Origin of the sequence: Pseudomonas helleri (assembly GCF_001043025.1) — a bacterium.
GTDB lineage: Bacteria > Pseudomonadota > Gammaproteobacteria > Pseudomonadales > Pseudomonadaceae > Aquipseudomonas > Aquipseudomonas helleri.
This window is the reverse complement of the sequence record NZ_JYLD01000006.1, coordinates 11545-34362: the sequence shown is the minus strand read 5'-3', so window position 1 is coordinate 34362 and position 22818 is coordinate 11545. Positions and strand designations below refer to the sequence as shown.

The 22818-nt window shown below is 62.2% G+C and carries 20 protein-coding genes; 8 read left to right on the top strand and 12 right to left on the bottom strand.

The genetic code is table 11. The features are described from left to right. Nucleotides 1-37: 37 nt before the first annotated feature. Nucleotides 38-1387 carry a glucarate dehydratase gene (gene gudD, locus TU84_RS11145; RefSeq protein ID WP_048369137.1) on the bottom strand — a complete coding sequence of 450 codons (1350 nt, stop codon included), beginning with the start codon at nt 1385-1387 and terminating at the stop codon, nt 38-40. Nucleotides 1388-1682: 295 nt separating this feature from the next. Between gudD and TU84_RS11140 the strand changes: the two genes are divergently transcribed. Together TU84_RS11140 and TU84_RS11135 are read left to right on the top strand one after the other, a co-directional pair. Beyond that, nucleotides 1683-2036 carry a hypothetical protein gene (locus TU84_RS11140; RefSeq protein ID WP_048369136.1) on the top strand — a complete coding sequence of 118 codons (354 nt, stop codon included), beginning with the start codon at nt 1683-1685 and terminating at the stop codon, nt 2034-2036. Between the two features lie 13 nt (nt 2037-2049). Continuing rightward, the gene (locus TU84_RS11135; protein ID WP_371929002.1) at nt 2050-4410 is read left to right on the top strand and encodes a DNA polymerase II; all 2361 of its coding nucleotides are present in this window, start codon (nt 2050-2052) and stop codon (nt 4408-4410) included. Here the strand turns inward: TU84_RS11135 and TU84_RS11130 are convergent. From TU84_RS11130 to TU84_RS11085, 10 genes are all read right to left on the bottom strand, one after another. After that, nucleotides 4407-4685, bottom strand: a complete 279-nt coding sequence (locus TU84_RS11130; RefSeq protein ID WP_048369134.1) for a hypothetical protein — start codon at nt 4683-4685, stop codon at nt 4407-4409. The genes TU84_RS11135 and TU84_RS11130 overlap by 4 nt on opposite strands. Nucleotides 4686-4943: 258 nt before the next feature. Next, nucleotides 4944-5894, bottom strand: coding sequence for a bifunctional methylenetetrahydrofolate dehydrogenase/methenyltetrahydrofolate cyclohydrolase FolD (gene folD / locus TU84_RS11125; RefSeq protein ID WP_048369133.1), 951 nt, complete (start codon nt 5892-5894; stop codon nt 4944-4946). A 33-nt stretch (nt 5895-5927) separates the two neighbouring features. After that, nucleotides 5928-7610 carry an APC family permease gene (locus tag TU84_RS11120; RefSeq protein WP_048369132.1) on the bottom strand — a complete coding sequence of 561 codons (1683 nt, stop codon included), beginning with the start codon at nt 7608-7610 and terminating at the stop codon, nt 5928-5930. Between the two features lie 63 nt (nt 7611-7673). Beyond that, complete coding sequence (locus TU84_RS11115; RefSeq protein ID WP_048369131.1) at nt 7674-10016, bottom strand: DUF1989 domain-containing protein; 2343 nt, start codon at nt 10014-10016, stop codon at nt 7674-7676. 15 nt (nt 10017-10031) lie between these two features. Next, nucleotides 10032-11399, bottom strand: coding sequence for an NAD(P)-binding domain-containing protein (locus TU84_RS11110; protein WP_048369130.1), 1368 nt, complete (start codon nt 11397-11399; stop codon nt 10032-10034). A 26-nt stretch (nt 11400-11425) separates the two neighbouring features. Next, complete coding sequence (gene purU, locus TU84_RS11105; RefSeq protein WP_048369128.1) at nt 11426-12292, bottom strand: formyltetrahydrofolate deformylase; 867 nt, start codon at nt 12290-12292, stop codon at nt 11426-11428. A 31-nt stretch (nt 12293-12323) separates the two neighbouring features. Further along, on the bottom strand, nt 12324-13454 hold the full coding sequence (locus TU84_RS11100; RefSeq protein WP_048369127.1) for an aminomethyltransferase family protein: 1131 nt from the start codon (nt 13452-13454) through the stop codon (nt 12324-12326). Nucleotides 13455-13495: 41 nt separating this feature from the next. Next, nucleotides 13496-14512: a heme-dependent oxidative N-demethylase family protein gene (locus tag TU84_RS11095; protein ID WP_048369126.1), complete on the bottom strand. Its 1017-nt coding sequence runs from the start codon at nt 14510-14512 to the stop codon at nt 13496-13498. A gap of 12 nt (nt 14513-14524) precedes the next feature. Continuing rightward, nucleotides 14525-15451, bottom strand: coding sequence for a PDR/VanB family oxidoreductase (locus TU84_RS11090; protein WP_048369125.1), 927 nt, complete (start codon nt 15449-15451; stop codon nt 14525-14527). Then, nucleotides 15448-15960, bottom strand: a complete 513-nt coding sequence (locus TU84_RS11085) for a dimethylamine monooxygenase subunit DmmA family protein (protein ID WP_048369124.1) — start codon at nt 15958-15960, stop codon at nt 15448-15450. Before TU84_RS11085 ends, TU84_RS11090 begins: the two co-directional genes overlap by 4 nt. A 268-nt stretch (nt 15961-16228) precedes the next feature. On the opposite strand from TU84_RS11085, the gene TU84_RS11080 reads away from it, so the two are divergent. The 3 genes from TU84_RS11080 to TU84_RS11070 are packed head-to-tail and all read left to right on the top strand — an operon-like array spanning nt 16229 to nt 18680. Beyond that, a complete protein-coding gene (locus TU84_RS11080; protein ID WP_048369122.1) occupies nt 16229-17308 on the top strand; it encodes an ATP-binding protein in 1080 nt (359 codons plus the stop codon). Then, nucleotides 17277-17936 (top strand): response regulator, encoded by a 660-nt coding sequence (locus TU84_RS11075; RefSeq protein ID WP_048369121.1) that lies wholly within the window; start codon nt 17277-17279, stop codon nt 17934-17936. Before TU84_RS11080 ends, TU84_RS11075 begins: the two co-directional genes overlap by 32 nt. Further along, entirely contained in the window at nt 17937-18680 is a 744-nt protein-coding gene (locus tag TU84_RS11070) for a PAS domain-containing protein (protein WP_048369120.1), read from the top strand. It abuts the gene before it with no gap. Nucleotides 18681-18872: 192 nt separating this feature from the next. Here TU84_RS11070 and TU84_RS11065 read toward each other — a convergent pair whose 3' ends face one another. Further along, complete coding sequence (locus tag TU84_RS11065) at nt 18873-19778, bottom strand: LysR family transcriptional regulator (RefSeq protein WP_048369119.1); 906 nt, start codon at nt 19776-19778, stop codon at nt 18873-18875. A 92-nt stretch (nt 19779-19870) separates the two neighbouring features. Between TU84_RS11065 and TU84_RS11060 the strand changes: the two genes are divergently transcribed. The 3 genes from TU84_RS11060 to TU84_RS11050 are packed head-to-tail and all read left to right on the top strand — an operon-like array spanning nt 19871 to nt 22818. Then, complete coding sequence (locus TU84_RS11060; protein ID WP_048369118.1) at nt 19871-20650, top strand: SDR family NAD(P)-dependent oxidoreductase; 780 nt, start codon at nt 19871-19873, stop codon at nt 20648-20650. Next, nucleotides 20651-21382 carry an SDR family NAD(P)-dependent oxidoreductase gene (locus tag TU84_RS11055; RefSeq protein WP_048369117.1) on the top strand — a complete coding sequence of 244 codons (732 nt, stop codon included), beginning with the start codon at nt 20651-20653 and terminating at the stop codon, nt 21380-21382. A 29-nt stretch (nt 21383-21411) separates the two neighbouring features. After that, nucleotides 21412-22818, top strand: coding sequence for an aspartate aminotransferase family protein (locus TU84_RS11050; RefSeq protein WP_048369116.1), 1407 nt, complete (start codon nt 21412-21414; stop codon nt 22816-22818).

Below are 22818 nucleotides of genomic sequence, written 5' to 3'. Positions count from 1 at the left end.
TTCAATCCTTACTCATTAGGCGTGCGGGCAGCGCGGCTCAGCGCACCAGACACGGTTTTTTGTTATCGAATTTCCAGCCGGGAATCATGTATTGCATGGCGATGCTGTCGTCCCGTGCGCCGAGGCCCATGCCTTTGTACAGCTCGTGGGCCTTGGCGACGGCGTCCATGTCGATGTCCACGCCCAGGCCGGGTCTGGCCGGCACCTGAATCTCCCCGTCAATGATTTGCAGCGGGTCGCGGGTCAGGTGCTGGCCGTCCTGCCAGATCCAGTGGGTATCAATAGCGGTGATTTCGCCGGGCGCGGCAGCAGCGACCTGGGTGAACATGGCCAGTGAAATATCAAAGTGGTTGTTGGAGTGCGAGCCCCAGGTCAGGCCCCATTCGTGGCACATTTGCGCGACCCGCACCGAGCCTTGCATGGTCCAGAAATGCGGGTCGGCCAGCGGGATGTCGACCGATTGCAACTGGATCGCATGGCCCATTTCGCGCCAGTCGGTGGCGATCATGTTGGTGGCGGTCGGCAGGCCGGTGGCGCGGCGGAACTCGGCCATCACTTCGCGCCCGGAATAGCCGTTTTCGGCGCCACACGGGTCTTCGGCGTATGCCAGCACTTTATGCTGGTCGCGGCACAAGGCGATGGCCTCCTTGAGCGACCACGCGCCGTTGGGGTCAAGGGTGATACGCGCGTTGGGGAAGCGTTCGGCCAGGGCGGTTACGGCTTCGATTTCTTCAGCGCCGCGCAGCACGCCACCCTTGAGCTTGAAGTCGTTAAAGCCATATTTGGCCTGCGCGGCTTCAGCCAGTCGCACCACGGCTTCGGGGGTCATGGCGTGTTCATTGCGCAGGCGGAACCAGTCATCGGCGCTGTCTTCAGTGCGGTATCCCAGATCGGTTTGCTGGCGGTCGCCGATGTAAAACAGGTAGCCGAGCATCTTCACTGCATCCCGCTGCTGGCCTTCGCCGAGCAAGGCCGCCACCGGCACCTCAAGGAACTGGCCAAGCAGATCGAGCAGGGCAGACTCCATGGCCGTCACGGCGTGAATGGTGATGCGCAGGTCAAAGGTTTGCAGGCCACGGCCACCGGCATCACGGGCAGCGAAGGTGCTGCGCATGCTGTTGAGCACCCGCTGGTAGTTGCCGATGGCCTGGCCGACCACCAGGCTGCGGGCGTCCTCCAGGGTTTCCCGGATGCGTTCACCGCCCGGCACCTCACCCACGCCGACATTGCCACTGCTGTCCTTGAGGATCACGATGTTGCGGGTAAAGAAAGGCCCGTGGGCACCGCTGAGGTTAAGCAACATGCTGTCGTGGCCAGCCACCGGAATGACCTGGAGGCTGGTGACCACGGGCGTTTTGCTGGCGTGATGAGGGTGTTCGGCAGTCATGGCATGGTCCTTATTAGAATTAGAGTCAGGGCTGGGCGAATCAAGTTGACAGACATCATATGACTTGAGTTTTCACCTCGCAATGCCTCAATCAAACCAATCAGTTATAAAAATCCCCGGAAACGGTGATTTCTATAAGCGGGCCGCCATTTTTACGTCAGCGTAAGTCCGTTGAGAAACGCACAGTTTTAAAAAGTGCTATCAAGTCATCGTATGTGTTGTGGTGTGGCTGTCAGTCAATGAATCCGTTGTACCCGCGTGCTATCGTGGGCGACTTTTTTTGAGGGGATATTCAATGCGAATGCTGATTGGCGCTGTAGGCCTGGCCTTGCTGGCGGGGTGTGTCTCACCGGCGATGAATGAAGCCCGCAACCAGGCCCCCACGCGGGCCCTGATCTCTGACAAAGAGACGCCGAAGGTGGCCGAGTGCATCAAGTTCACCTGGGAAGACGAGGGTGTGTTCGGGGTGGATGCCAGTGCCTATATCGACAAAGACAAATCCGGTCGTTTGACGGTCTATACCCGTGGCGCCGAATCGTTTGTCGACCTGCAGCCGCAGGGCACCGGCACCGCCTTGAGCTATTACGCCAAGCAGCCAAACGACAGCGCTGCGTTGCGCCGTTTGGCCATGGTTGCCACGTGTTTGTAAGGCGCACCTTGTTGTGCTGAGACATGGCTTTGTACTGACCCGGCATTGGCGCGATACGCCGTCAGGGGTTGAAGTGGAGTTCTGGCTGGCCACCGATGACGGGCCGCAGCACGTGCGCCTGCCGGTGCAGACGTCTGTCGCGTTTATGCCGCAGGCGCAACGTGGCCAGGTCGAAGCGCTGGTGCAGGATGAGCGCAATATTGAGTTGCGTGAGCTGGCCCTGCGCGACTTCCACTCGCGGCCGGTGCTGGGCCTTTACAGCCAGCAGCATGGGCAATTGATCGACATCGCCCAGCGCCTGCGCCGCGCCGGGGTTGAGGTGTTCGAGGCCGATATTCGGCCACCTGAACGCTTTTTGATGGAGCGTTTTATCACCGCCCCGGTGAGTTTTAGCGGCCAGCCCCAAACGGATGGCCCGCTGCTGGATACGCGGATGAAACCGCACCCGGACTACCGACCGCGTTTAAAACTGGTCTCGCTGGACATTGAAACCAGCGCCCAGGGCGACCTGTATTCGATTGCCCTCGAAGGTTGTGGTCAGCGCCAGGTGTACATGCTGGGCAAGGCGACGGACGCCGACACCCCGGTGGATTTCGACCTCGAGTTTTGCGCCACCCGTGGCGACCTGTTGCTGCGCCTGAACCACTGGATGGCGCTGCACGACCCTGACGCGATCATTGGCTGGAACGTGGTGCAGTTCGATATGCGCATCTTGCACGAACATGCCCGACGCCTGGGTATCCCGTTGCTGTTGGGGCGTGGGGGCAGCGAAATGCAGTGGCGTGAGCACGGCTCGCGCAACAATCATTACTTCGCCAGCGCGGCGGGGCGCTTGATCATCGACGGTATCGAATCGCTGCGTTCGGCGACATGGTCGTTCACCTCGTTCAGCCTGGAAAACGTCGCGCAAACCTTGTTGGGTGAAGGCAAGGACATCAGCACCCCCTACCAGCGCATGGACGAAATCAACCGCATGTTTGCCGAGGACAAGCCCGCACTGGCGCGCTACAACCTCAAGGACTGCGAGCTGGTGACGCGCATCTTCCACAAGACCGAGCTGCTGACATTTTTGCTGGAGCGTGCCTCGGTCACCGGGCTGGAAGCTGACCGCAGCGGCGGTTCGGTGGCGGCGTTCTACCACTTGTACATGCCGCTGATGCATCGCCAGGGCTACGTTGCCCCGAACCTCGGCGATAACCCGCCGCAGGCCAGCCCCGGCGGCTTTGTCATGGAGTCGCAGCCCGGTTTGTATGAGTCGGTGCTGGTACTGGACTACAAGAGCCTGTATCCATCGATCATCCGCACGTTCTTGATCGACCCGCTGGGACTGATCGAAGGGCTGCGAGAGCCTGACGATGAACACTCGGTTCCGGGCTTTCGTGGCGCGCGTTTCTCCCGTACCCGGCATTGTTTGCCCGCGATCATCGAGCAGATAGCCAATGGCCGGGAAGTGGCCAAGCGCGAGAAAAACGCACCGCTGTCACAAGCGCTGAAAATCATCATGAACTCGTTTTATGGGGTACTGGGCTCCAGTGGCTGCCGCTTTTTCGACACCCGGCTGGCCTCGTCAATCACCCTGCGTGGCCATGAAATCATGCTCAAGACCCGCGCCCTGATCGAAGCGCAGGGTTACAGCGTGATCTACGGTGACACCGATTCGACCTTTGTCTGGCTGCGCAGCGAGCACAGCGAAGCCGATGCCGCACGCATCGGCCGTGAACTGGTGCAGCACGTCAACCAATGGTGGCAAGCCCATGTCCGCGATGAGTACGGGCTGGTCAGCGCGCTGGAACTGCAATTCGAAACGCACTACCGCCGATTCTTGATGCCGACCATTCGCGGGGCCGAAGAGGGCAGTAAAAAGCGCTATGCCGGGCTGGTGATGCGCCCTGACGGGCAGGCAGAAATGGTCTACAAGGGCCTTGAAGCCGTGCGCAGCGACTGGTCGCCGCTGGCGCAACAGTTTCAGCAGGCGTTGTACCTGCGCATCTTCAACCGCCAGCCGTACCAGGATTACGTGCGCGATTTTGTGCAGCGCACCCTGGCGGGCCAGCATGACGAATGGCTGATCTACCGCAAACGCTTGCGCCGGCCGTTGAGCGACTACGAGCGCAACGTCCCGCCGCACGTGCGCGCGGCGCGGCTGGCAGACGAATACAACGACCAGCAAGGCCGACCCCGGCAATACCAGAATGGCGGCTATATCAGCTACGTCATTACTGTGGCGGGGCCGCAGCCGCTGGAGAACCGCACCGCCGAGGTCGACTACGATCACTACCTGACCCGGCAGTTGCAGCCCGTGGCCGATGCGATTCTGGTGTTTGTCGACGATGACTTCAGCGCGCTGGTGGGCGGGCAAATGGGGTTGTTTTAAGCGTCGCTGGCGGGCGTCGCGGCTTTGGAGCGAGCACGGTCTTTTGCGGCTTTGGCTTCAGCGGCCAGACTTTCCAGACAAAACTGCTCGGCGTAACTCATCAGGATCTCGGTGGTATCGCCTTTGATCGTGCGCGAACCGGCGAGAATGTAGCGCATGCGTTTTTCAGTGACACCGATGCGCTGGGCAATCCAGGCCGGGGTCTGGCCGATGCGGTCCACCAGCTTGTTGGCGTATTCAGTGGAGTGGTTATAGCGTTCAGCGTTGGGAAACATAGAGGGTCCTGGGGCGGAAAATAAAAGCCGGACGGCAGGGTACTCCTTTTCGCCACCAACCCCTTTATTTAAACGACTGGGGTGATAAGAGGCGGCTCCCACGGGGTTGTAGTCGCTGACGAGCACCGCGAGGCTGCGATCGATTGCGCAGCGATCGCGAAACCTGTGCCCCCGAATCTGTCTGGATGAGCGCGTTGGCTGATTTACGACGACTGTGTCGCCGATCGCAGCCTTCGGCAGCGACTACAAATGGGTGTTTTAGCCGACAGCCGGGTAGCTGATCGGGCGCTCTGAGCGTTGCAGTTCACTGGCGATCAGGGTGTTTTTCAGTAGATAGGCAATGGTCATCGGCCCCACACCGCCCGGAACCGGGGTGATGGCGCTGGCCACGCGACTCGCGCTCTCAAAATCCACGTCGCCCACCAGTCGGGGCCCGTTGCTGGTGTCGATGCGGTTGATGCCGACATCAATCACCACAGCGCCCGGCTTGAGCCAGCGGGCATCGATCATCTGCGGCCTGCCCACGGCCGCGACCACGATATCCGCCAGACGGCACAGCGCCGCAGCATCGACGCTGCGCGAATGCACCACACTGACGCTGCAATTGGCCTGCAACAGCAAGGTCGCCATGGGCTTTCCGACAATATTGGAGCGACCCACCACCACGGCATGCAGGCCGCTCAGGTCACCGAGGGTTTCGTGCAGCAGGCGCATGCAACCGCTGGGCGTGCAGGGTGTGAGGACCTCGTCGCCTTGCACCAGCCCGCCAACGTTTTCACGATGAAACCCGTCTACGTCCTTGATCGGCGCAATGGCCTGGATCACCGCTTGTTCATTGATGTGCGCAGGTAACGGCAGTTGCACCAGAATGCCGTTCACGCCCGGGTCGGCGTTGAGGCGCTGGATCAGTTGCAGCACCTGCTGCTGGCTGACGTTGTCGGGCAGGCGGTGCTCCAGCGAGCGGATGCCGACGTCTTTGGCGCGCAGCAACTTGTTGCGCACGTAGACTTCGCTGGCGGGGTCCTGGCCGATCAGCAGGACCGCCAGTGCCGGGTAAATCTGTTGTGCGGCGAGGGCGCGGACGTCTTCGCGAACCTCGTCGAGAACCTGCGCCGACAGGGCTTTGCCGTCGATGATGCGGGCGTGTGTCTGGGCTGAAGGGGTCAATCGAATCACCGTTGTCTTGAGGTTTAAAAAGGGCTGGAGCATCAGGGACGTGCCCTGATGCTCCAGCCGTAAACGTCAGATCACCGCCAGTTGATGGCAGCCATAGACCACGAGCACACCCGCGATCAACGTGGCGTAGGGCAACCAGCCCGCGCGTTTTTGACCCGAGTCGGCCTCGATATAGAGGTCGTTGAGCATGGCTTCGGGGAAGCGCCCTTTGTCCTGCAGGTAATGGCGGAAGCAAAACACCGGCAGGATCAGCAGCGCCAGCAGCAGCCCGGTCAGCAGTGTGCCCGCGCCCCAAATGTCGGCGCCCAGGCCCATGCAGGCCAGGTTGACGAAACTCAGCACGCCACCGGCGGCCAGCAGCAGGGTGGGCGCCTTGTACGGGCGGGCCCAGTCCGGGCGGTCCATGCGGTGGATCCAGCCGGCATTGAGGTTGAGGAAGTTAAAGATGATGTAGCTGACGTTGGACGCCGCCAGCACGAACACGTAGTCCGACATCAACAACAGCAGCAGGTTGAAACCCAGGTCGGTCCACATGGCCGCTGTCGGCGCCCCATGTTCATTGGTGCGGCCCAGGTATTTGGGCAGCCAGCCGTCTACCGACGCCTGGTACAGGGTGCGCGACGAGCCTGACATGGAGGTCATGATCGCCAGCAAAGTGGCGAGCACCAGCATGATCAGCACGATGTTGGCCACCAGCTTGCCGCCACCGATGCTGTCGGCCATCACTTGGCCGACGCCCATGCCGCTGTAGATGGCAGGGGACAACAGACCGCTGTAGACCGCCGGGGTAACCACCGCACCGCTGGCATCAAGTACCGCCGGTGTCACCAGTTGGCCCAGCCCGAGGCTGCCCTGAAACGCCAGCGGGACCAGGGTGAAGACGAAGATACACAGCACGCCCGCGTAAAAAATCGCCTTGAAGGTGTCGCGTTTCGGGTCCTTGAATTCGCGGGTGTAGCACACCGCCGTTTCGAAACCGTAGGTCGACCAGGCGGCCATGAACAGCCCGCCCGCCATCAGGGTCCAGCCAGACATGTTCCAGCTGCCGTCGACCACTTGCCCGGCCGCATCGTGGGCCAGCGGGTAGAGCGGGAAGAAATTGGCCTGCAGGGTGTCGCCGGTAAACAGCGGAACCACGCCGACCAGCAGCAGCGGAATCAGCGAAGTCATGCCCAGCACCAGGGTCAGGCGTGCCGAGCGCAGAATGCCGCCGTGCTGCACGGCAAACACCGTCAGCAGAATCAGCAGGCCGATGGCGAAGGTGGCGTTGATGCGCAACGACAGCCCGCTTTTGACCCAGCCCAGATCGAGCAGGGTCAGTTGCCAGGTGTTGATCAGCGAATCGGCCGGAAACAGCGCCGTCAGGATGTAACCTGCGGCCAGCCCCGAGCCGATGGACAGCACCGGCGACCAGGCCAGCCAGTTGCACCACACCGACACCGGGGCAATCAGCTTGCTGTAGCGCACCCAGGCCACGGCGCCATACACCGAAGCGCCGCCGGATTTATGCGGGAACAGCCCGGCAATTTCGGCGTAAGTGAAGGCCTGGATAAACCCGAACAGGATCGACACGATCCACACAATCCAGGCCGGTTTGCCCACTGTTGCGGCAATGGCGCCGATGGTGAACAGCACCAGCGCCGGCACGCCGCTGGCGACCCAAAACGCCCCTCGCCAATCGATTTTTCGCTGCAGGCTGCCCACTGAACGGGCGGACTGCGGTACGGCCTCGAACGTAGTCGCTTCCATCTTCTTGATCCCATGTCTGTATTGCGTGGTAGTGGGGCAGGCAAAGTGGGTGACGTTCGTCGATCAGCTACGGACCCGGCTCTTGTCCGGGTCATAGAAGATCGCTGCGCTGACCGTGGCGCTGATGCGCTTCTGCAGGCCATCGACTTTTCCAACTTCCAGCTCAGTACCGGCTTCGCTGCACGCCACATCCACCCGGCACAAAGCAATGTTGCTGCCCAGCAGCGGTGAGCGGCAGGCGCTGGTGACCACCCCGACCTGGGCCCGGCCACGGTAGACCGGGTCGCCGTGGTGTGCGCCTTCGTTGCCGCTCAGGTGCAGGCCCACCAGCTTGTGCGCGGGGTGGGCGCTGCGGCGCAGCAGGGCGTCGCGGCCGATAAAGTCATCGGTTTTGCTTTTAAGCGGCACTGAAAAACCGATCCCGGCTTCAAACGGATCGGTCTGATCGCTGAATTCATACCCGGCAAAAATCAGACCGGCTTCGATGCGCAGCATGTCCAGTGCTTCCAGGCCCAACGGGACGATGCCCAAGGGTTGGCCCAGCGCCCAGATCCGGTCCCAGACGCGCTCGGAATCTTCGGGCTGGCACCAGACCTCAAAGCCCAGTTCGCCGGTGTAGCCGGTGCGTGAAATCATCAGCGGGCAGCCGTCGTAACCGTCCAGGCGGCCCACCAGAAAGCGGAACCAGCCCAGGGTTTCAATGCTTGGCTGGCCGGGCGGGGTCCAGACCATCTGTTGCAGCAGCTCGCGGCTGCGCGGACCTTGTACGGCGAGGTTGTGAATCTGCTCGCTGGCGGACTTGATCCAGACTTTCATGCCCAGTTTTAGTGCTTGTTCACGCAACCAGACCCCGGCGTAGTCCTCGCCGCAGATCCAGCGAAAATTGTCCTGGCCCAGCCGCAGCAAAGTGCCGTCGTCGAGCATGCCGCCGTGTTCGTGGCACATGGCTGAATACACCACCTGGCCGATTGCCAGGCGCCGCACGTCGCGGGTCAGGCAGTACTGCAACAAGGCTTCGGCGTCCGGCCCGAGGATTTCGAATTTGCGCAGGGCGGTGAGGTCCATCACCGCCACCCGCTCGCGGCAGCCGAGGTATTCCTCGATGGCGCCGTAGCCGTCGTAGCGCAGTGGCAGCCACCAGTTGCGGTAGTCGACAAAACTGCTGGTGAGGGCGCGGGTACGCCCGTGGAATGCGCTTTCGCGGGTCAGGATCGGGTCGGCATCCGCCGTTGCTCGAGTGCTCATGGCGATGGAAAAACGCTCCTTTTCGCTGTAGATGCGGACATGAATGTCCGTCGGGTTCCAGCCGTTTGCCGGGTCGATGTCGTCCGGGCACGACGTGCTGCCACACACCAGGTCGGTCATGGCCCGCAGCAGCACGTAATCGCCGGGGCGTGACCAGGGCTCGTCGAGGGTCAGGTGCTGGTGGGCATCGATCCCGGTGTTAAAGAAGAAATTGATCGCCGGCCAACCGGCGCGGGGTTGTACGCCATGCGCGGCGAGTACCCGGCTCAGGTTGTCGCTGCAGTTGTCGTGCCCAAAATAGCCATGGGTTTCGTAGTAGCGTGCCGCGCAGGCCAGGGCGAAGGAGTCGTGGCGGCCAACGGTGTCTTGCACCACTTCGAGCATCGGTTGCATCTGGCGGTCGAAAAACTTCGAAAACAGGCCCGGTAGCGGGTAAGCGCTGCCGTTCAGGGTGCGGGTCACGGTCTGGTCGAGGTCCAGCTCCAGGCCGCGATCCAGCGCCCTGTGGTCCAGCGCGACAAAGTCAGAGCATTGCCGGCCAGCCACATCCAGTACCTGCACGTACTGGCCCTTGGCGACGGTATAGCTGTGCGCCGTGCCGGGGCGCAGGGTGAATTCGTCGACCAGTTCAGCCAACGGCTCGGGCAGCGCGGGCAGCAGCAGGGCCGAGGGATTGGCCCGGGTCACCAACACCCGCAGTTCGCTGGGGCGGTACTGGCGGTCAACCGCGGTGGGTTCGGCGGGGGCGGCGATGAGCACCAGCCGTTCTGCCTCGGCAACCCACTGCTGCTGGTGTCCGGCCGGGCTGTCGGTGCCCCAGAGCAATGCCGGGTGCGGCAGGTTGTTAGCCTCAATGGCGCGTTTGCCCAGGGCTTGAGTGATCCGTCGGGCTTGCAGCGTGGGCTGGCTCAGTCGGGTGCGCAGGTAAGTGTTGGCGGCCGATGCGCTCAGCCCCCAATCGCTTAACGCGCTGGCACCTTGCGCATTGAGCGCCAGCAGCTCACACGGCTGCTGGCCTTCAAGGTCGATCACTTGCAGGCTGTCACCGGGTTGCAAGGCGATCAGGGTCAGGCCGCCCGCCACCACCCGGTAGCGCTCCAGATTGGGCGCCCGGGCAAACAACCCGGGCTCGTTGGGCCGGGAAATGCGTGGTGCATTCATTAACAGGCTCCCGGGTCAGCCGACCGACTTGATGGTGGTGGGCGGCTCGCCCAGATACGCCGCCATGGAGTCGTCCAGCGCATGCAGCCACGGCGTGTGGTGAGGCGGCGATTGGGTGCCGGTCATCAGCGAGCGGTACGACTTGTCGCGATAACCCATGATGTTTTCGGCTTTGTCATGCTTCCAGTGCAGGAAGGTTTGATTGACCGCCGCGATGTCGAAGCTCGGGTAGTCGGTGGCATCAACCAACTCCTGGATATACGCGCCCTGGAATTCGAACATCTGCTGGTTGGTTTCCAGGGTTTGTTCACGGGCCTGCCATTGCTGGCTGTCGGCGGTCCGCTGGGCGTGGTCGGGCAACTGGATGCGCCCCAAAATCACGTCGCGGGCGTACCAGGCCTGGGCGTCGAACATGTTGAACGAGTACCACTGATCTTGCATGCCGAGGTAGATCAGGCGCGGGTTGGGTTCCCAGAACACGCCCTTGTAGAGGTTCATCGGCCACAAGCGGTTGTCGGTCTTGAGGCTCAATTCGTCGGGCAGGAACGGGAAATGATGCTTGTAGCCGGTGCACAGAATCACCGCATCGATGTGCTTGCTGCTGCCATCGGCAAACCAGGCGCGGTTGTTTTCCAGGCGTTGCAGCTGCGGTTTTTCTTCCCAGTTGTCCGGCCAGGCATAGCCCATGGGCGCGGTGCGGTAGCAACTGGTGATGCTCCGTGCCCCGTATTTGTAGCATTGCGAACCGATGTCCTCGGCCGAGTAGCTGCTGCCGACAATCAGCAGGTCCTTGCCCTTGAACTCCAGCGCTTCGCGAAAATCATGGGCGTGCAGGATGCGGCCGGCGAATTGCTCGAAGCCTTCGAAGTACGGGACCTTGGGCGTAGAAAAGTGCCCGCAGGCGTTGATCACGTAGTCGAACTGCTCGCTGGTCAATGTGTCGCTGTTGTAGTCGTGGGCCTGCACGGTAAAGCGCTGGCTGGCCTCATCGAAAGTCACTTGGCGCACCGCATTGTTGAAGCGGATGTAGTCGCGCACTCCGGCTTTTTCGACCCGGCCCTTGATGTAGTCCCACAGCACTTCACGGGGCGGGTACGAGGCGATGGGGCGACCAAAATGCTCTTCGAAGGTGTAGTCGGCGAACTCCAGGCACTCTTTCGGCCCGTTCGACCACAGGTAGCGGTACATGCTGCCGTGCACCGGCTCGCCGTTTTCATCCAGGCCGGTGCGCCAGGTGTAGTTCCACATGCCGCCCCAATCGTTTTGCTTCTCGTAACACACCAGCTCGGGGATCTCGGCGCCCTTGTCACGGGCCGACTGGAAGGCTCGAAGTTGCGCCATGCCGCAAGGGCCGGCACCGATGATTGCCACGCGTAAGGTCATGATCGTGCCTCGGGTAAAAGGGGGAATCAGCGAAAGATCACTGTCTTGTCCTGGTTGATGAACACCCGGTGTTCCAGGTGGTACTTCAGCGCTTTGGAAAGGGCCACGGTTTCGGTGTCGCGGCCGATAGCGACCAGCGAGTCGGGCAGGTGGGTGTGATCAACGCGCTGGATTTCCTGCTCGATGATCGGCCCTTCGTCGAGGTCGCTGGTCACGTAGTGGGCAGTGGCGCCGATCAGCTTGACGCCACGGTCGTACGCCTGGTGATAGGGCTTGGCGCCTTTGAAACCGGGGAGGAACGAGTGATGAATGTTGATCGCCCGGCCTGACAGTTGCTGGCACAAGGTGTCAGACAGGATCTGCATGTAGCGGGCGAGCACCACCAGGTCAGTTCCGGTCTCGTCGACAATGCGCATCAGCTCGGCTTCCTGGCGGGCCTTGTTGTCTTTGCTGATCGGCAGGTAAATGAAGCGAATGCCTTCGCGTTCGGCCATGGCCCGCAGGTCCAGGTGGTTGGACACTACGGCGGTGATCTGCATGTCCAGTTCGCCCTTGCGGTGGCGGTACAGCAGGTCGGTCAGGCAATGGTCGAACTTGCTCACCATCAGCAACACGCGGGTGGGCTGACTGGAGCAGAACAGTTGCCACTGCATGTCAAAACCACCGGCCAGAGCGCCCAGCCCGGCACGCAAGGCGTCTATGTCACCGGTGACGCCGTTGTTGAAACGGAACACCGCACGCATGAAAAACTGCCCGGTGAACTCGTCGTCAAACTGCGCCAGTTCACTGATGTAGCACTGCTGGCGGGCCAGGCAGTCGCTGATCGCAGCAACGATGCCGGAGGTCGCCGGGCAGTTGATCTTGAGGATGTAATGTTCGGTCGAAGTGTTCATCAAAGGCTCCGAGGGTAAAAAAATGTGCGGATCAGCCTTTGGCCGTGCGCTTGGTTTTTTGCGGGTCGTCGAAGGGCAGGGCGTGGCTGGCGGCGCTGGCATTGAGGCTGCCGCGCACCTGCAACGGCGTGCCGGGGGTAGCGCAGTCGACGCTCAGGCGGGCTATCGCCATCGAGCGTTTGCTCAGGCGCGAGTACATGGCGCAGGTGATGACCCCGACCTGTTTGTCGCCTTGCCACAGGGTGTCGCCCGCCTCGGCGGGGCGTTCGCCGTCGAGCAGCACGCCAGCGATCTTGAAGCGCTCTTTGCCGCGTAAACGAAAGTGCTCTTCGGCGCCGCGAAACTCGCGTTTGTCAGGGGAGACGGTGAAGTCCAGGCCCATCTCCCACAGCGTGTCCCCGGCCTTTTGGTCGGCGAAGGGGTACATCTGCGAGTTGTCATACGGGAAGAACATCAGTGCGCTTTCGACCCGCAGCCAGTCCAGCGCGGTAAAGGCACACGGGATGATGCCCATGCCCGCGCCGTGCTTGACTATCGCGTCCCAGATGGCCGGTGCGTCGGCGGCCTTGCAGAAGATCTCGTAGCCGCGCTCGCCGGTGTAGCCGGTCCGGGAAATCATCACCGGGCGGTCAAACAGGCGGGTTTGCAGGTGGTGGAAGTACGGCAGCTGGCGAATGCCCGGCACGTATTCCGCCAGAAAATCTACCGCCAGCGGCCCTTGCAACGACAGGTCGTGCAGGTCGTCATCGAACAGCACCGCCACTTGCCGACCTTGCGCCGAACGCACGAGCATTTCGTAGCCGGTCCCTGCGCCGTGCACCACCATGAACGCGTTGGGCCCGGTGCGGTAAACGATGCAGTCATCGACGAACTTGCCTTCTTCGTCGAGCATCGAGGCGTACACCGACTTGCCGGGGTAGAGCTTGGCGATGTCGCGGGTGGTCGCCCATTGCAGCAGGCTCTCGGCATGCGGGCCGACGTAGTGGACTTTTTTCAGCCCCGAGACGTCCATCAAGCCTGCGCGGGTGCGGATCGCCTCATGGTGATCGGCCAGCGGGCTGGCATAGGTCCAGGCAGTGCCCATGCCGTTCCAGTCTTCGAGGTGGGAGCCGAGTGCGCGGTGACGCTCGGCCAGTGCAGAAATACGCCATGAATGTGCCATGTGAAAATCCTTGTCTGGAGGAAGGGGTCAGGAGGCAGAGGTCAACTCTGCGGATCGAATTGCGCCAGCCACTCGACCAGGGTCTGGCGGTAGCGGGTCATGCCCTTGTAGTCAGCAATCGGCTCGGGCAGGTCGCGCAGCACCCGGTGCAGGCGGCAACCCCAGCCGGGCTGGGTCACCAGTTCTTGCAGGCTGATCAGGTAGGTGCGAATGCTGAACATCACCGCGTTGCTGCGCGGAAGGCGCAGCATCACTTGCAGCTCGACGCGCAGGTGCACCTCCTGGCCGACGTTGTCAGCGGTGATGCGGCCGCGGTCGGCGCCCCATTCGTGAAAGGTCTCGGGTGATGAATCCAGGCGCGGCTTGATCGTCAGCGTCCAGTTCAGGCGCCTTACCGGCTGGCCTGTTTGCAGGTTGAGCAGGTATTTCAGGGCCCGTTCGAAAATGCCCATTTGATGGGCCATCGGCACCGGCGAATGCCACTGTTTGAAGCTCATGCCAGCGTCAAAGGCCAGCGACCAGTCGGCCGGGCTGGTGACGATGCCGGCGTCCATAAACAAGTCGTTGTCGCGTTGATCGAGCAGGGCGAAGTCGCCTTGCACCTGGCGCCCGATAAACTCCAGCGGTTCGCACGGCAAGCTGCTGGCGTCACCGAAAACAAAGTGCTGATCAATGTCCAGCAACAGGTTGCGCCAGTGCCAGCGCTCGCCGTCGCGATTGAGCACGAACCACTGCGGGTAATCGCCAGCAAGGCTTTCCATCAGCAGTTGCAGGGCATCCCAGGCGGCCACCTGCATGTGCGGCAGGACCAGATAGCGGCGCGGGTCTTTGTCCAGCACCTGGGCGCGTTCGGCCATCTCCGAGCGGTAGTGTTCGTCGATGTCGAACGCGCAGTGATAAATCGAACCAGGGTCACGGGAGGTGGCGGGTTCGATGTTCACCGAGTACAGGTAGCTGTCTTCGGTGAACGGGAAAGGAAAGCGGCGAATGGCGGCCGGGCTATTGCGAAAGCTGAAGTCGTCGCGGTAGCTGAGCACGGGGCTTGATGGGGTGATCATGGTCGACTCCTCCTAGAGATCCAGCGAGACGCAAGGGTGGCCGCGCGAGACGCAGGGCATTAAGAATTCGGCTTGCTCGGCGGGACTCAGAAAACTGTCGCGGTGCTCGATGACGCCACCGCTGTGGCGCACCTTGCATTGGCCGCACACACCGCCACGGCACAGGTTGGGCACGTTGAGCCCGGCAGCTTCCAGGGCTTCGAGCAGGCTTTGCTCGGCGCCGACCCGCAGTTGCCGGGCGCTGCGCAGCAGGTTCAGGTCAAACGGCTGGCCGGGCTGCGCTGCACTGAAGGCCTCCCAGTGCACCCGCTGTGCGGGCCAGCCGAGGGCGTTAGCCTGTTGGCGAACGGCATCGAGCAAGGGTTGCGGGCCGCAGCTGTAAACGTGGCTGCCCAGCGGTCGCTCGCGCAGGATGCGGTTCAGGTCGGGCCGTTGGGGATAGGTGTGCAGGCGCGTGCCAAGGCGCTGTTGCAACTCATCGACATAGGCATCGCTCTGGCCCTGGCGATACACGTAGTGCAATTCGAAGTTTGCCTGGCGCTGCTCCAGGGCCGCGATGTAGGCCATGAACGGGGTGATGCCGATGCCTCCGGCAATCAATATGTGCAGGCTGGCGGTCGAGTGCAGAGCAAACAGGTTGGCCGGGGCCGACAGTTGCAGGGTGTCGCCCACCTGCACCTCGCGGTGCAGAAAACGCGAGCCGCCGCGTGAGTGTTCTTGCAGGCGCACGGCAATCCGGTAGTGGCGGTTGTCGGCCGGATCGCTGGTCAGCGAATAGGCATTGCGCAACGTGCCTGTGGCCAACGGTAAATGGACTTGCACATGGCTGCCGGGGGAGAACGCGGGCAAGTGGCCCGAGCATGGCGTGAAGGTGAACTCGCGCACGGCTTGAGTGAGCATCCGCGTGGCGCTGACCTGTACCTGGAGCGGGCGACTCATGAGTGCGCTCCTGCATACGGCTGGTCCGGGTTGCGGCACACGCCGATGTAGGCGCCCAGCCGCCGGGAAAAATGCTCGCGCACTTCCAGCTCGACGTCACAGCCCAGGCACGCCAGTTGCGCGGTGGGCGAGGCGGCCTGGAGCAGGCCGCAATGCACGCAATACACCTGGCGCGGGCCGCTGAGGGTATGGCTGAGGTCGATTTCCTGTTCTTCGAGCCCGGCGTCGCGGGCCAGACCGTGGATGCGCCACATAAACGCCTCGTCGCCCATCACGTAGAGGTGGCTGCCCACCGTGGCGCTGCCCAGAAGCTGTTGCAGGCGTCGGGCAAAGTCCGGGTGCTCGGCGTTCAACACCTGAGCCGGCTCCAGCTCGCAGACAAAGGGCGCACTGGCTGCAGTGCTTTGCATGACCACGAGGTGCTGGCGGGCATTGGCGCCAAGGGGCGCCGCCTGATAGCGCGGCAGGCTGTGGCGTTGCTCGAGGGCGGCATTGAGGCTATCCGTCATGTGGGCTGTCCTGGCTGATCCACCCCGAGTAACAGGGCGAAAGTGGCGTTTTGTGTTTCCTGTTGGGGAAGATAGTTTCCTAAGGGGAAAATCTTCTCAATCTGGCCAAAGGGCTACCTCTTTGGAGATAAGCCAAGCGTGGCGGGCCTCCGGGGCACGGAAGTTGCTCGTGTTTGCGTGGGTTCACAGGGAGTTAACGAGAGTGCAAACACGATCGCGATGGTGGCCGCTCTGGTTGGGGCGTGTCCGCCCTGAACAGGCAAGCAGCGTGCGCAAGCTGCTGATCGAACTGCCCTTGAGTCAGTTGCACGTGGACAGTGCCGTGAGCGATTTTTTGGACCGTTTTGAAGCACTGCTACCGATGGCCAGGCTTGATCTGATGCTCGCCGAGGAGGGGCCGCAGACTGCGCACTGCGGTGTGCTCAAGCGTTGCCCGGCAGTGGCCGGTTGCCCCTTGCTCGATCACCCGGCAACTGACACCGCGCATGCCTGCGTCCCGTGTCGGCGGCGTGGCGTGCAGCGGTTGTTGTGTGCCACGGCTGCCGCCGCCGATGTGCCGTCGGGCTGGCTGTTGCTGGACACCCCGCGGGCGGCCGATGGCAGTTGGCGCCAGTTGTTGAACGAAGTTGCCCAGGGGCTCAGCGTCACCCTGCGCGTGCGCGGCTACAGCCGTGAGCAACAGCGCAAGCAGGCCACCTCGCAGCACGCGGCCCTGGCCCGCGAGCTGCACGACTCCGTGGCCCAGCAGTTGGGTTATCTGTCGTTTCAGGCGCGGGTGCTGCACGCGCAGATCAACACGCCTGAGCAGGCGGGCGCGGTACTCCAGGAACTGCGCAGCGGTTTGAGCCAGTTACAGCGCCAGGTGCGTGAACTGATTACCAGCGCCCGCCTGACCATGGACGGGCGCTCGTTGCGCCAGGCCCTGGCAGACTCGGTGGCAGAGTTTTCCCGGCGTTGCATCATCGTCTTCGAGCTGGATAACCGGCTGGCCGACAACGCCTTGAGCGCGGAAACCGAATTGCAGGTGCTGCAGATCATCCGCGAGGCGCTGGCCAATGCAGTGCGCCACTCGCACGCGCGGCATGTGCGCATTGAACTGCGGCAAAGCCAGGGCGGCGAGGTATCGGTGTCAGTCGAAGACGACGGCATCGGCCTGAGCCCTGCATCCGGTGAAGAAAACCATTTTGGTCTGGCGATCATTCGTGAGCGGGCGGCCAGCATTGGCGCACGTTTGAGCATCGACGCCAACCGCCCGCACGGGGTGCGTGTGCACCTTGCGCTGGTCGGCCATCCAGACGTGCCAGAGGGGAGTTTCGATGCAGAGCACCACCTTATTGCTGATCGATGATCATCCGCTGTTTCGCAAGGGCCTGGCGCAGCTGTTCAGTGCCAGTGACGACTTCGAAGTGGTCGGGCAGGCTGCCAGTGGGCGCGAGGGCATCAACCTGGCCGTCAGTCTGGCGCCGCAGCAAGTCCTGCTGGATTTGCACATGCCCGGCCTGAGCGGCTTGCAAGTGCTCGACGAACTGCGCCAGTTGCGCCTCGAGTGCCAGATCGTGGTGCTGACTGCGTCCATGGACCGTAGCGAGTTGCTCAGTGCCTTGCGCTTGGGCGCCAGCGGTTATGTGCTCAAGGAAACCGAACCCGATGCCTTGCTGGCCTACATGCGCAATTGCAACAAGGGCGCGATTGTTCTGGATTCCACCTTGATTGCTTTGCTTGCCGATCAAAACGAGGCGGTGAGTGCGTGCGATCCGTTGGACACAAGTCACCTGACCGAGCGCGAAGGCCAGACTCTGGCGCTGATTGCGGCGGGCATGAGCAATAAACAGATCGGCCGCAAACTCGGGATCAGCGACGGCACGGTGAAGATCTACGTGAAGAACCTGCTGCAAAAGCTCAGCCTGCACTCACGCCTCGAACTGGCGGCGTGGGTGCATAACGGTGCATCGAACCGGTCCGAGGAGCGTCATTAAATGATGGAACGACGAGAAACACAGCCGCAGGTGCCGTCGTGGACGCTGATGGATGGTTTTGCGGCGGCGCTGCTGGAGCTGCGCGACAACGGGCAAATCGTTCATTTCAACCGGGCCTGGGTCGAGTTGATGGACCAGCCGTCGGCGCAGCGCAACCTGATCGACTACGTACACCGTGAAGACCGCTCGTTATGGCGTCAGGCCCTTCTGGAGTTGCAACGGCGCCCGGCCACCACGTTCAGTCAGCGCTTGCGCTTTGTTCATCCCTCAGGCGAATTGCGCTGGCTGGAGGTGAGCCTCAAGCGTGGGCCTGGCGGGTTCTATCTGGTGGCAGGCGACGTCACCGCACACAAACGCCGCGAGATTGCCCTGCAAGCCAGCCAGCGCAGCAGTGCCAGCTTGCTCGACAGCATGCCGGGGTTGATCTATCGCGGGCGCAACAACCGCGACTGGACCATGGAATTTGTCAGCGCCGGGTGCTTGCGCGTGACCGGCTACCCGCCAGAGCGTCTGGTGGACAACCATGAGTTCACCTACAACAGCTTGATCCTGGAGCAAGACGCTGATTACGTCTGGCGCGAAGTGCAATACGCCCTGACGCGTTGCGAACCGTTTGAATTGAGCTATCGCATTCGCTGCGCGGATGGCGCGATCAAAAAAGTCTGGGAGAAGGGCGTGGGCATCTATGCCGATACCCGCGAAGTGCTGGGCATCGAAGGCGCGATTTTCGAACGAGGCACTTAAGGGGCTCGTCTACAACACCGTGCTGCCGCGCAGCAAACAGGCCACTGTAGTCGCTGACGAGGCACGAAGGCTGCGAACGGCTGCGTTCAGCCGTAAAACCATCACCTGCGTTCGGCCAGCGTGGTTTAGCGGGGCCTCTTAGATCAAAAGATCGCGAGCCAGCTCGCTCCTATAGGTGAAGGTGTTACAGAGCTACGAGCGGCGCGGTTCGCTGTTGACCATCTCGCGCATCAGCGCCAGGTAGCGGCTGGCGCCTAATCCCAGCGGGCGGTTTTTGACCCAGACGATGTCGACCCACAAGCGCATCTGGCTGGCCATGTTGTCAAACACCACCTCGGTCAGGGCTCCGGTTGCAATCAAGGGTTGCACCAACGGTCGCGGTAACCACGCCCAGCCAACCCCGGCTTGTACCAGATCAAGGGTCGCCAGGTAGCTGTCGCTCAGCCACACGCGGCGTGACAGCACCACCCGCGGGTCGGAGCCGGTGGGCTCGTCGGTGGCGACGATAATCTGCCGGGTGTTGACCAGCTCTTCTTCACGCAGCGGGCTTTTCTGCTCGCCACCCGCCGGGTGGTCTGGCGACACCACGGCCACCAGCAACTGGCTGCCGGCCTCGAGAAAGGTTTCGCGCTCATCAATACCCGGACGCTCAAAAACCAGCGCCAGTTGCACCGTGCCCTCGTGCAGCATACGGATGGCCTGGGACTGCGAAGCCGAGCGGATCTCGATTTCCAGGGTGGGAAATTCTTTGGCCAGCGTCGCCAGCGGGCGACTCCAGACCCCGGTTTGCAGCTCCGGGGCCATGGCCACGATAAAGCGTTGCTCCAGCCCTTGATGCAGTTGCAATGCGTGGGCATCGAGCAAGTTCAATTGGCTGGCGACCTGCCTGGCCTGCGGCTCCAATGCTCTGGCAGCGGGTGTGGGGATGGCTTTTCGGGTCGAACGGTCGAACAGCAGCAGGTCCAGTTCGGCCTCCAGTTGTGACACCGCCATGCTCACCGCCGAGGGCACGCGCCCGAGCTTACGCGCTGCCGCAGAAAACGAACCGCTGTCGACGACGGCAAGGAATACCTTGAGTGTTTCGCTGGTGAAGGCCATGGGTTGTCAGTTTTGTTGATGATAATCGTCTTTTTTTATCAGCTTTATGAACCTAAATTCCAGTCCCATCACAACCGCAGGTGGAGCGCAGCATGTTCAACGCGAATGATCAGGGGCGCGTCGCGCTCGTCAGTGGCGCCGGTAGCGAACGGGGTATCGGCATGGCCATTGCCCGCAGGCTGGGGGCGGCCGGGGTCAAGCTGATCATTACTGCCAGCAGCGCGCGCATTGCTGAGCGGGTCGCAGAGCTGCGCGCAGAAGGCTTTGACGCCCACGGCCGGGTCGCAGATCTGACCGATGAAACTCAGGTGCGTGAGCTGGGGCAATGGGCCGAAAGCCTCTGGGGGCGCATCGATATTCTGGTGAACAACGCCGGCATGGCCATGCAAGGCAGCCCGGAACCGTTCAGTGAACTGGCGAGCATGGATTTGTACACCTGGAACCTGTCGCTGGCGCGTAACCTGACCAGCGCTTTTTTGCTCACCCGCGCCGTGTTGCCGGGGATGAAAGCCCGTGGCTACGGGCGCATCGTCAATATCAGCTCGACCACCGGCACGCGTGGCAGCAACCCTGGCGAGTCGGCTTACAGCGCGGCCAAGGCCGGCATGCTCGGAATGAACATGGGGCTGGCCCTGGAAGTGGCCAGCCACGGCATTACCGTCAATGCGGTGGCCCCCGGCTGGATCGCCACCGGCTCCAGCACGCCCGAAGAAGCAGAAGCCGCACGCTACGTGCCCATAGGCCGTGCAGGCGACCCGCGAGAAGTGGCCAGCGCCGTGGCGTTTTTGGCGTCATCCGAGGCCAGCTATATCACCGGCGAAGTGCTGGTGGTGGATGGCGGTAATTGTCTGATCGAAAACAAGGCGCCCTGAATGTCTGAGTCCACCATTTCAGTGCTGGTGACCGGTGCCGCAGGCGGCGTCGGGCGGGCGCTGGTTGAGCATTTTAGGAAGCAGGGCTGCAAGGTCTTCGCCACCGATCTCACGGCTTTAGAGGTTGACTGCCAAGCCGATATTCGCCGCCCCGCAGCGTGTAAAGCGGTGGTTGCCGCTGCGGTGGCGGCCATGGGGCGTCTGGATGTGCTGATCAACGCCGCCGGTGTCTGGCGTGAAGGCCCGGTAGAGGAATGCAGCGAAGAAGACTTTGATCTGGTGCTGGATGTGAACCTCAAGGGCACTTTTTTTATGTGCGCTGCGGCCATCCCGTATTTAAAAGAATCTGAAGGCAGCATCGTGAATATTTCCAGCGATGCCGGTCGCCAAGGCAATAAAAACGCCGCCGCGTATTGCGCCAGTAAAGGCGGGGTGACGTTGCTGAGCAAAACTCTGGCGCTGGACTTGGCGCCCTTTGGCGTGCGTTGCAACGCGATTTCCCCCGGCGATATCGAGACCCCGATGCTCAGGTTTCAGGCCGATCAATACGGCCAGGGCGATACACAAGGCTATTACCGGGCCTTGCTGGACAAGTACCCGCAGGGCGCGCGTGCGCGTTTTATTCAGGCGCAGGAAATAGCCGAACTGGCGTTTTTCTTGAGCCAGCCCGGTGCGCGCTCGATCACCGGCGCCGATCTGGCCATCGATTGCGGCCTCTCGGCTGGCAACTAACAACAACACGCAGCAAAAAGGACTTAAGCATGTCGATCAGTGGAATTAGCGAAGCAGCAGTTGAAGCGTTCGCAGCGGCCGAACGCGAGCGTTTTATCCAGAACAACCCCAAGTCGATTGCGCTGGCAGAGCGGGCCCGGGCCAACCTGTATAACGGCGTGCCCATGCACTGGATGAGTGACTGGTCAATGCCCACGCCGCTGTTTGTGCAGCAGGCCAAAGGCGCACGTTTCACCGATGTGGACGGTCATGAATACGTCGATTTTTGCCTGGGCGATACCGGCAGCATGTTCGGGCATTCCCCCGAGCCGATTGCCCGCGCCATGGTCGAGCAAGCCAACAGAGGCCTTACCACCATGCTCCCCGGCGAAGATGCGGTGGTCTGCGGCGAATTGCTAGCCGAGCGCTTTGGCTTGCCGTATTGGCAGGTGACTGCGACGGCCACCGATGCCAACCGCTACGTGGTGCGCTGGGCGAGGGCCATCACCCAACGCAAGACACTGCTGGTGTTCGACGGCTGCTACCACGGCACCGTGGATGACGTGATGGTGCGTCATCGCGAGGGCGCTACGGTGCATCGTTCCGGGCTGGTCGGCCAGGCCTACGACCTGACCCAGTTCAGCCGCTCGATCCCGTTCAATGACGTCGACGCCCTTGAGGCGGCGCTGGCGCAGGGCGATGTTTGCGCGCTGTTGTGCGAACCGGCGATGACCAATATCGGCATGGTCCTGCCCACTGACGGCTTTATGCAAAAGTGCCGTGAACTGACGCGCCGCTATGGCAGCCTGCTGATCATCGATGAAACCCACACCATCTCCACCGGCATGGGCGGTTGTACCCGCCTGTGGGACTTGCAGCCGGACTTTTTTGTGGTCGGCAAACCGATTGCAGGGGGCGTGCCCTGCGCGGTATTCGGGTTTACCCAAGAAGTCGCGACGGGGATGCAGGCCGTGCAACAACAAAACGCTGAGCAAAGCACCGGGCATGGCCACAGCGGCATGGGCACGACCCTGTCAGCCAATGCCCTGGCCATGCATTGCATGCGCGCCAATTTGCAGGAGGTCATGACCGAACAGGCCTACCGGCACATCTTGCCGTTGGCAGCCGACCTGGCCCAAGGGCTGCGGGGCGTGTTTAAACAGCACGGCCTGCACTGGTCGGTGACGGAGTTGGGCGCACGCTGCGAGTTCCAGTTCTGTGCCACGCCCCCCAAAACCGGCGCGCAAGCCGAGGCGGCGTTTCATGACAGCCTGCAAATGGCCCTTCACCTGTACCTGATCAACCGCGGGATCCTCATCACGCCGTTCCACAACATGACCCTGTGCTGTCCGTCCACCAGCGCGGCGGATGTCGCACGTTTAATTGGCGAACTGGATCAGGCGCTTAGCACCTTGCTGGCGCTGCCGGGTGCCCGCGTCGCCACTCCGGAGGTTTGA

Coding starts and splice junctions, on each gene's coding strand:
- TU84_RS11110 (WP_048369130.1), bottom strand. CDS start 11,399: ATGACCTTACGCGTGGCAATCATCGGTGCCGGCCCTTGCGGCATGGCG.
- gudD (WP_048369137.1), bottom strand. CDS start 1,387: ATGACTGCCGAACACCCTCATCACGCCAGCAAAACGCCCGTGGTCACC.
- TU84_RS11090 (WP_048369125.1), bottom strand. CDS start 15,451: ATGAGTCGCCCGCTCCAGGTACAGGTCAGCGCCACGCGGATGCTCACT.
- TU84_RS11070 (WP_048369120.1), top strand. CDS start 17,937: ATGATGGAACGACGAGAAACACAGCCGCAGGTGCCGTCGTGGACGCTG.
- TU84_RS11100 (WP_048369127.1), bottom strand. CDS start 13,454: ATGGCACATTCATGGCGTATTTCTGCACTGGCCGAGCGTCACCGCGCA.
- TU84_RS11060 (WP_048369118.1), top strand. CDS start 19,871: ATGTTCAACGCGAATGATCAGGGGCGCGTCGCGCTCGTCAGTGGCGCC.
- TU84_RS11075 (WP_048369121.1), top strand. CDS start 17,277: ATGCAGAGCACCACCTTATTGCTGATCGATGATCATCCGCTGTTTCGC.
- TU84_RS11065 (WP_048369119.1), bottom strand. CDS start 19,778: ATGGCCTTCACCAGCGAAACACTCAAGGTATTCCTTGCCGTCGTCGAC.
- purU (WP_048369128.1), bottom strand. CDS start 12,292: ATGAACACTTCGACCGAACATTACATCCTCAAGATCAACTGCCCGGCG.
- TU84_RS11095 (WP_048369126.1), bottom strand. CDS start 14,512: ATGATCACCCCATCAAGCCCCGTGCTCAGCTACCGCGACGACTTCAGC.
- TU84_RS11085 (WP_048369124.1), bottom strand. CDS start 15,960: ATGACGGATAGCCTCAATGCCGCCCTCGAGCAACGCCACAGCCTGCCG.
- TU84_RS11115 (WP_048369131.1), bottom strand. CDS start 10,016: ATGAATGCACCACGCATTTCCCGGCCCAACGAGCCCGGGTTGTTTGCC.
- TU84_RS11130 (WP_048369134.1), bottom strand. CDS start 4,685: ATGTTTCCCAACGCTGAACGCTATAACCACTCCACTGAATACGCCAAC.
- TU84_RS11055 (WP_048369117.1), top strand. CDS start 20,651: ATGTCTGAGTCCACCATTTCAGTGCTGGTGACCGGTGCCGCAGGCGGC.
- TU84_RS11140 (WP_048369136.1), top strand. CDS start 1,683: ATGCGAATGCTGATTGGCGCTGTAGGCCTGGCCTTGCTGGCGGGGTGT.
- TU84_RS11120 (WP_048369132.1), bottom strand. CDS start 7,610: ATGGAAGCGACTACGTTCGAGGCCGTACCGCAGTCCGCCCGTTCAGTG.
- folD (WP_048369133.1), bottom strand. CDS start 5,894: ATGCTCCAGCCCTTTTTAAACCTCAAGACAACGGTGATTCGATTGACC.
- TU84_RS11050 (WP_048369116.1), top strand. CDS start 21,412: ATGTCGATCAGTGGAATTAGCGAAGCAGCAGTTGAAGCGTTCGCAGCG.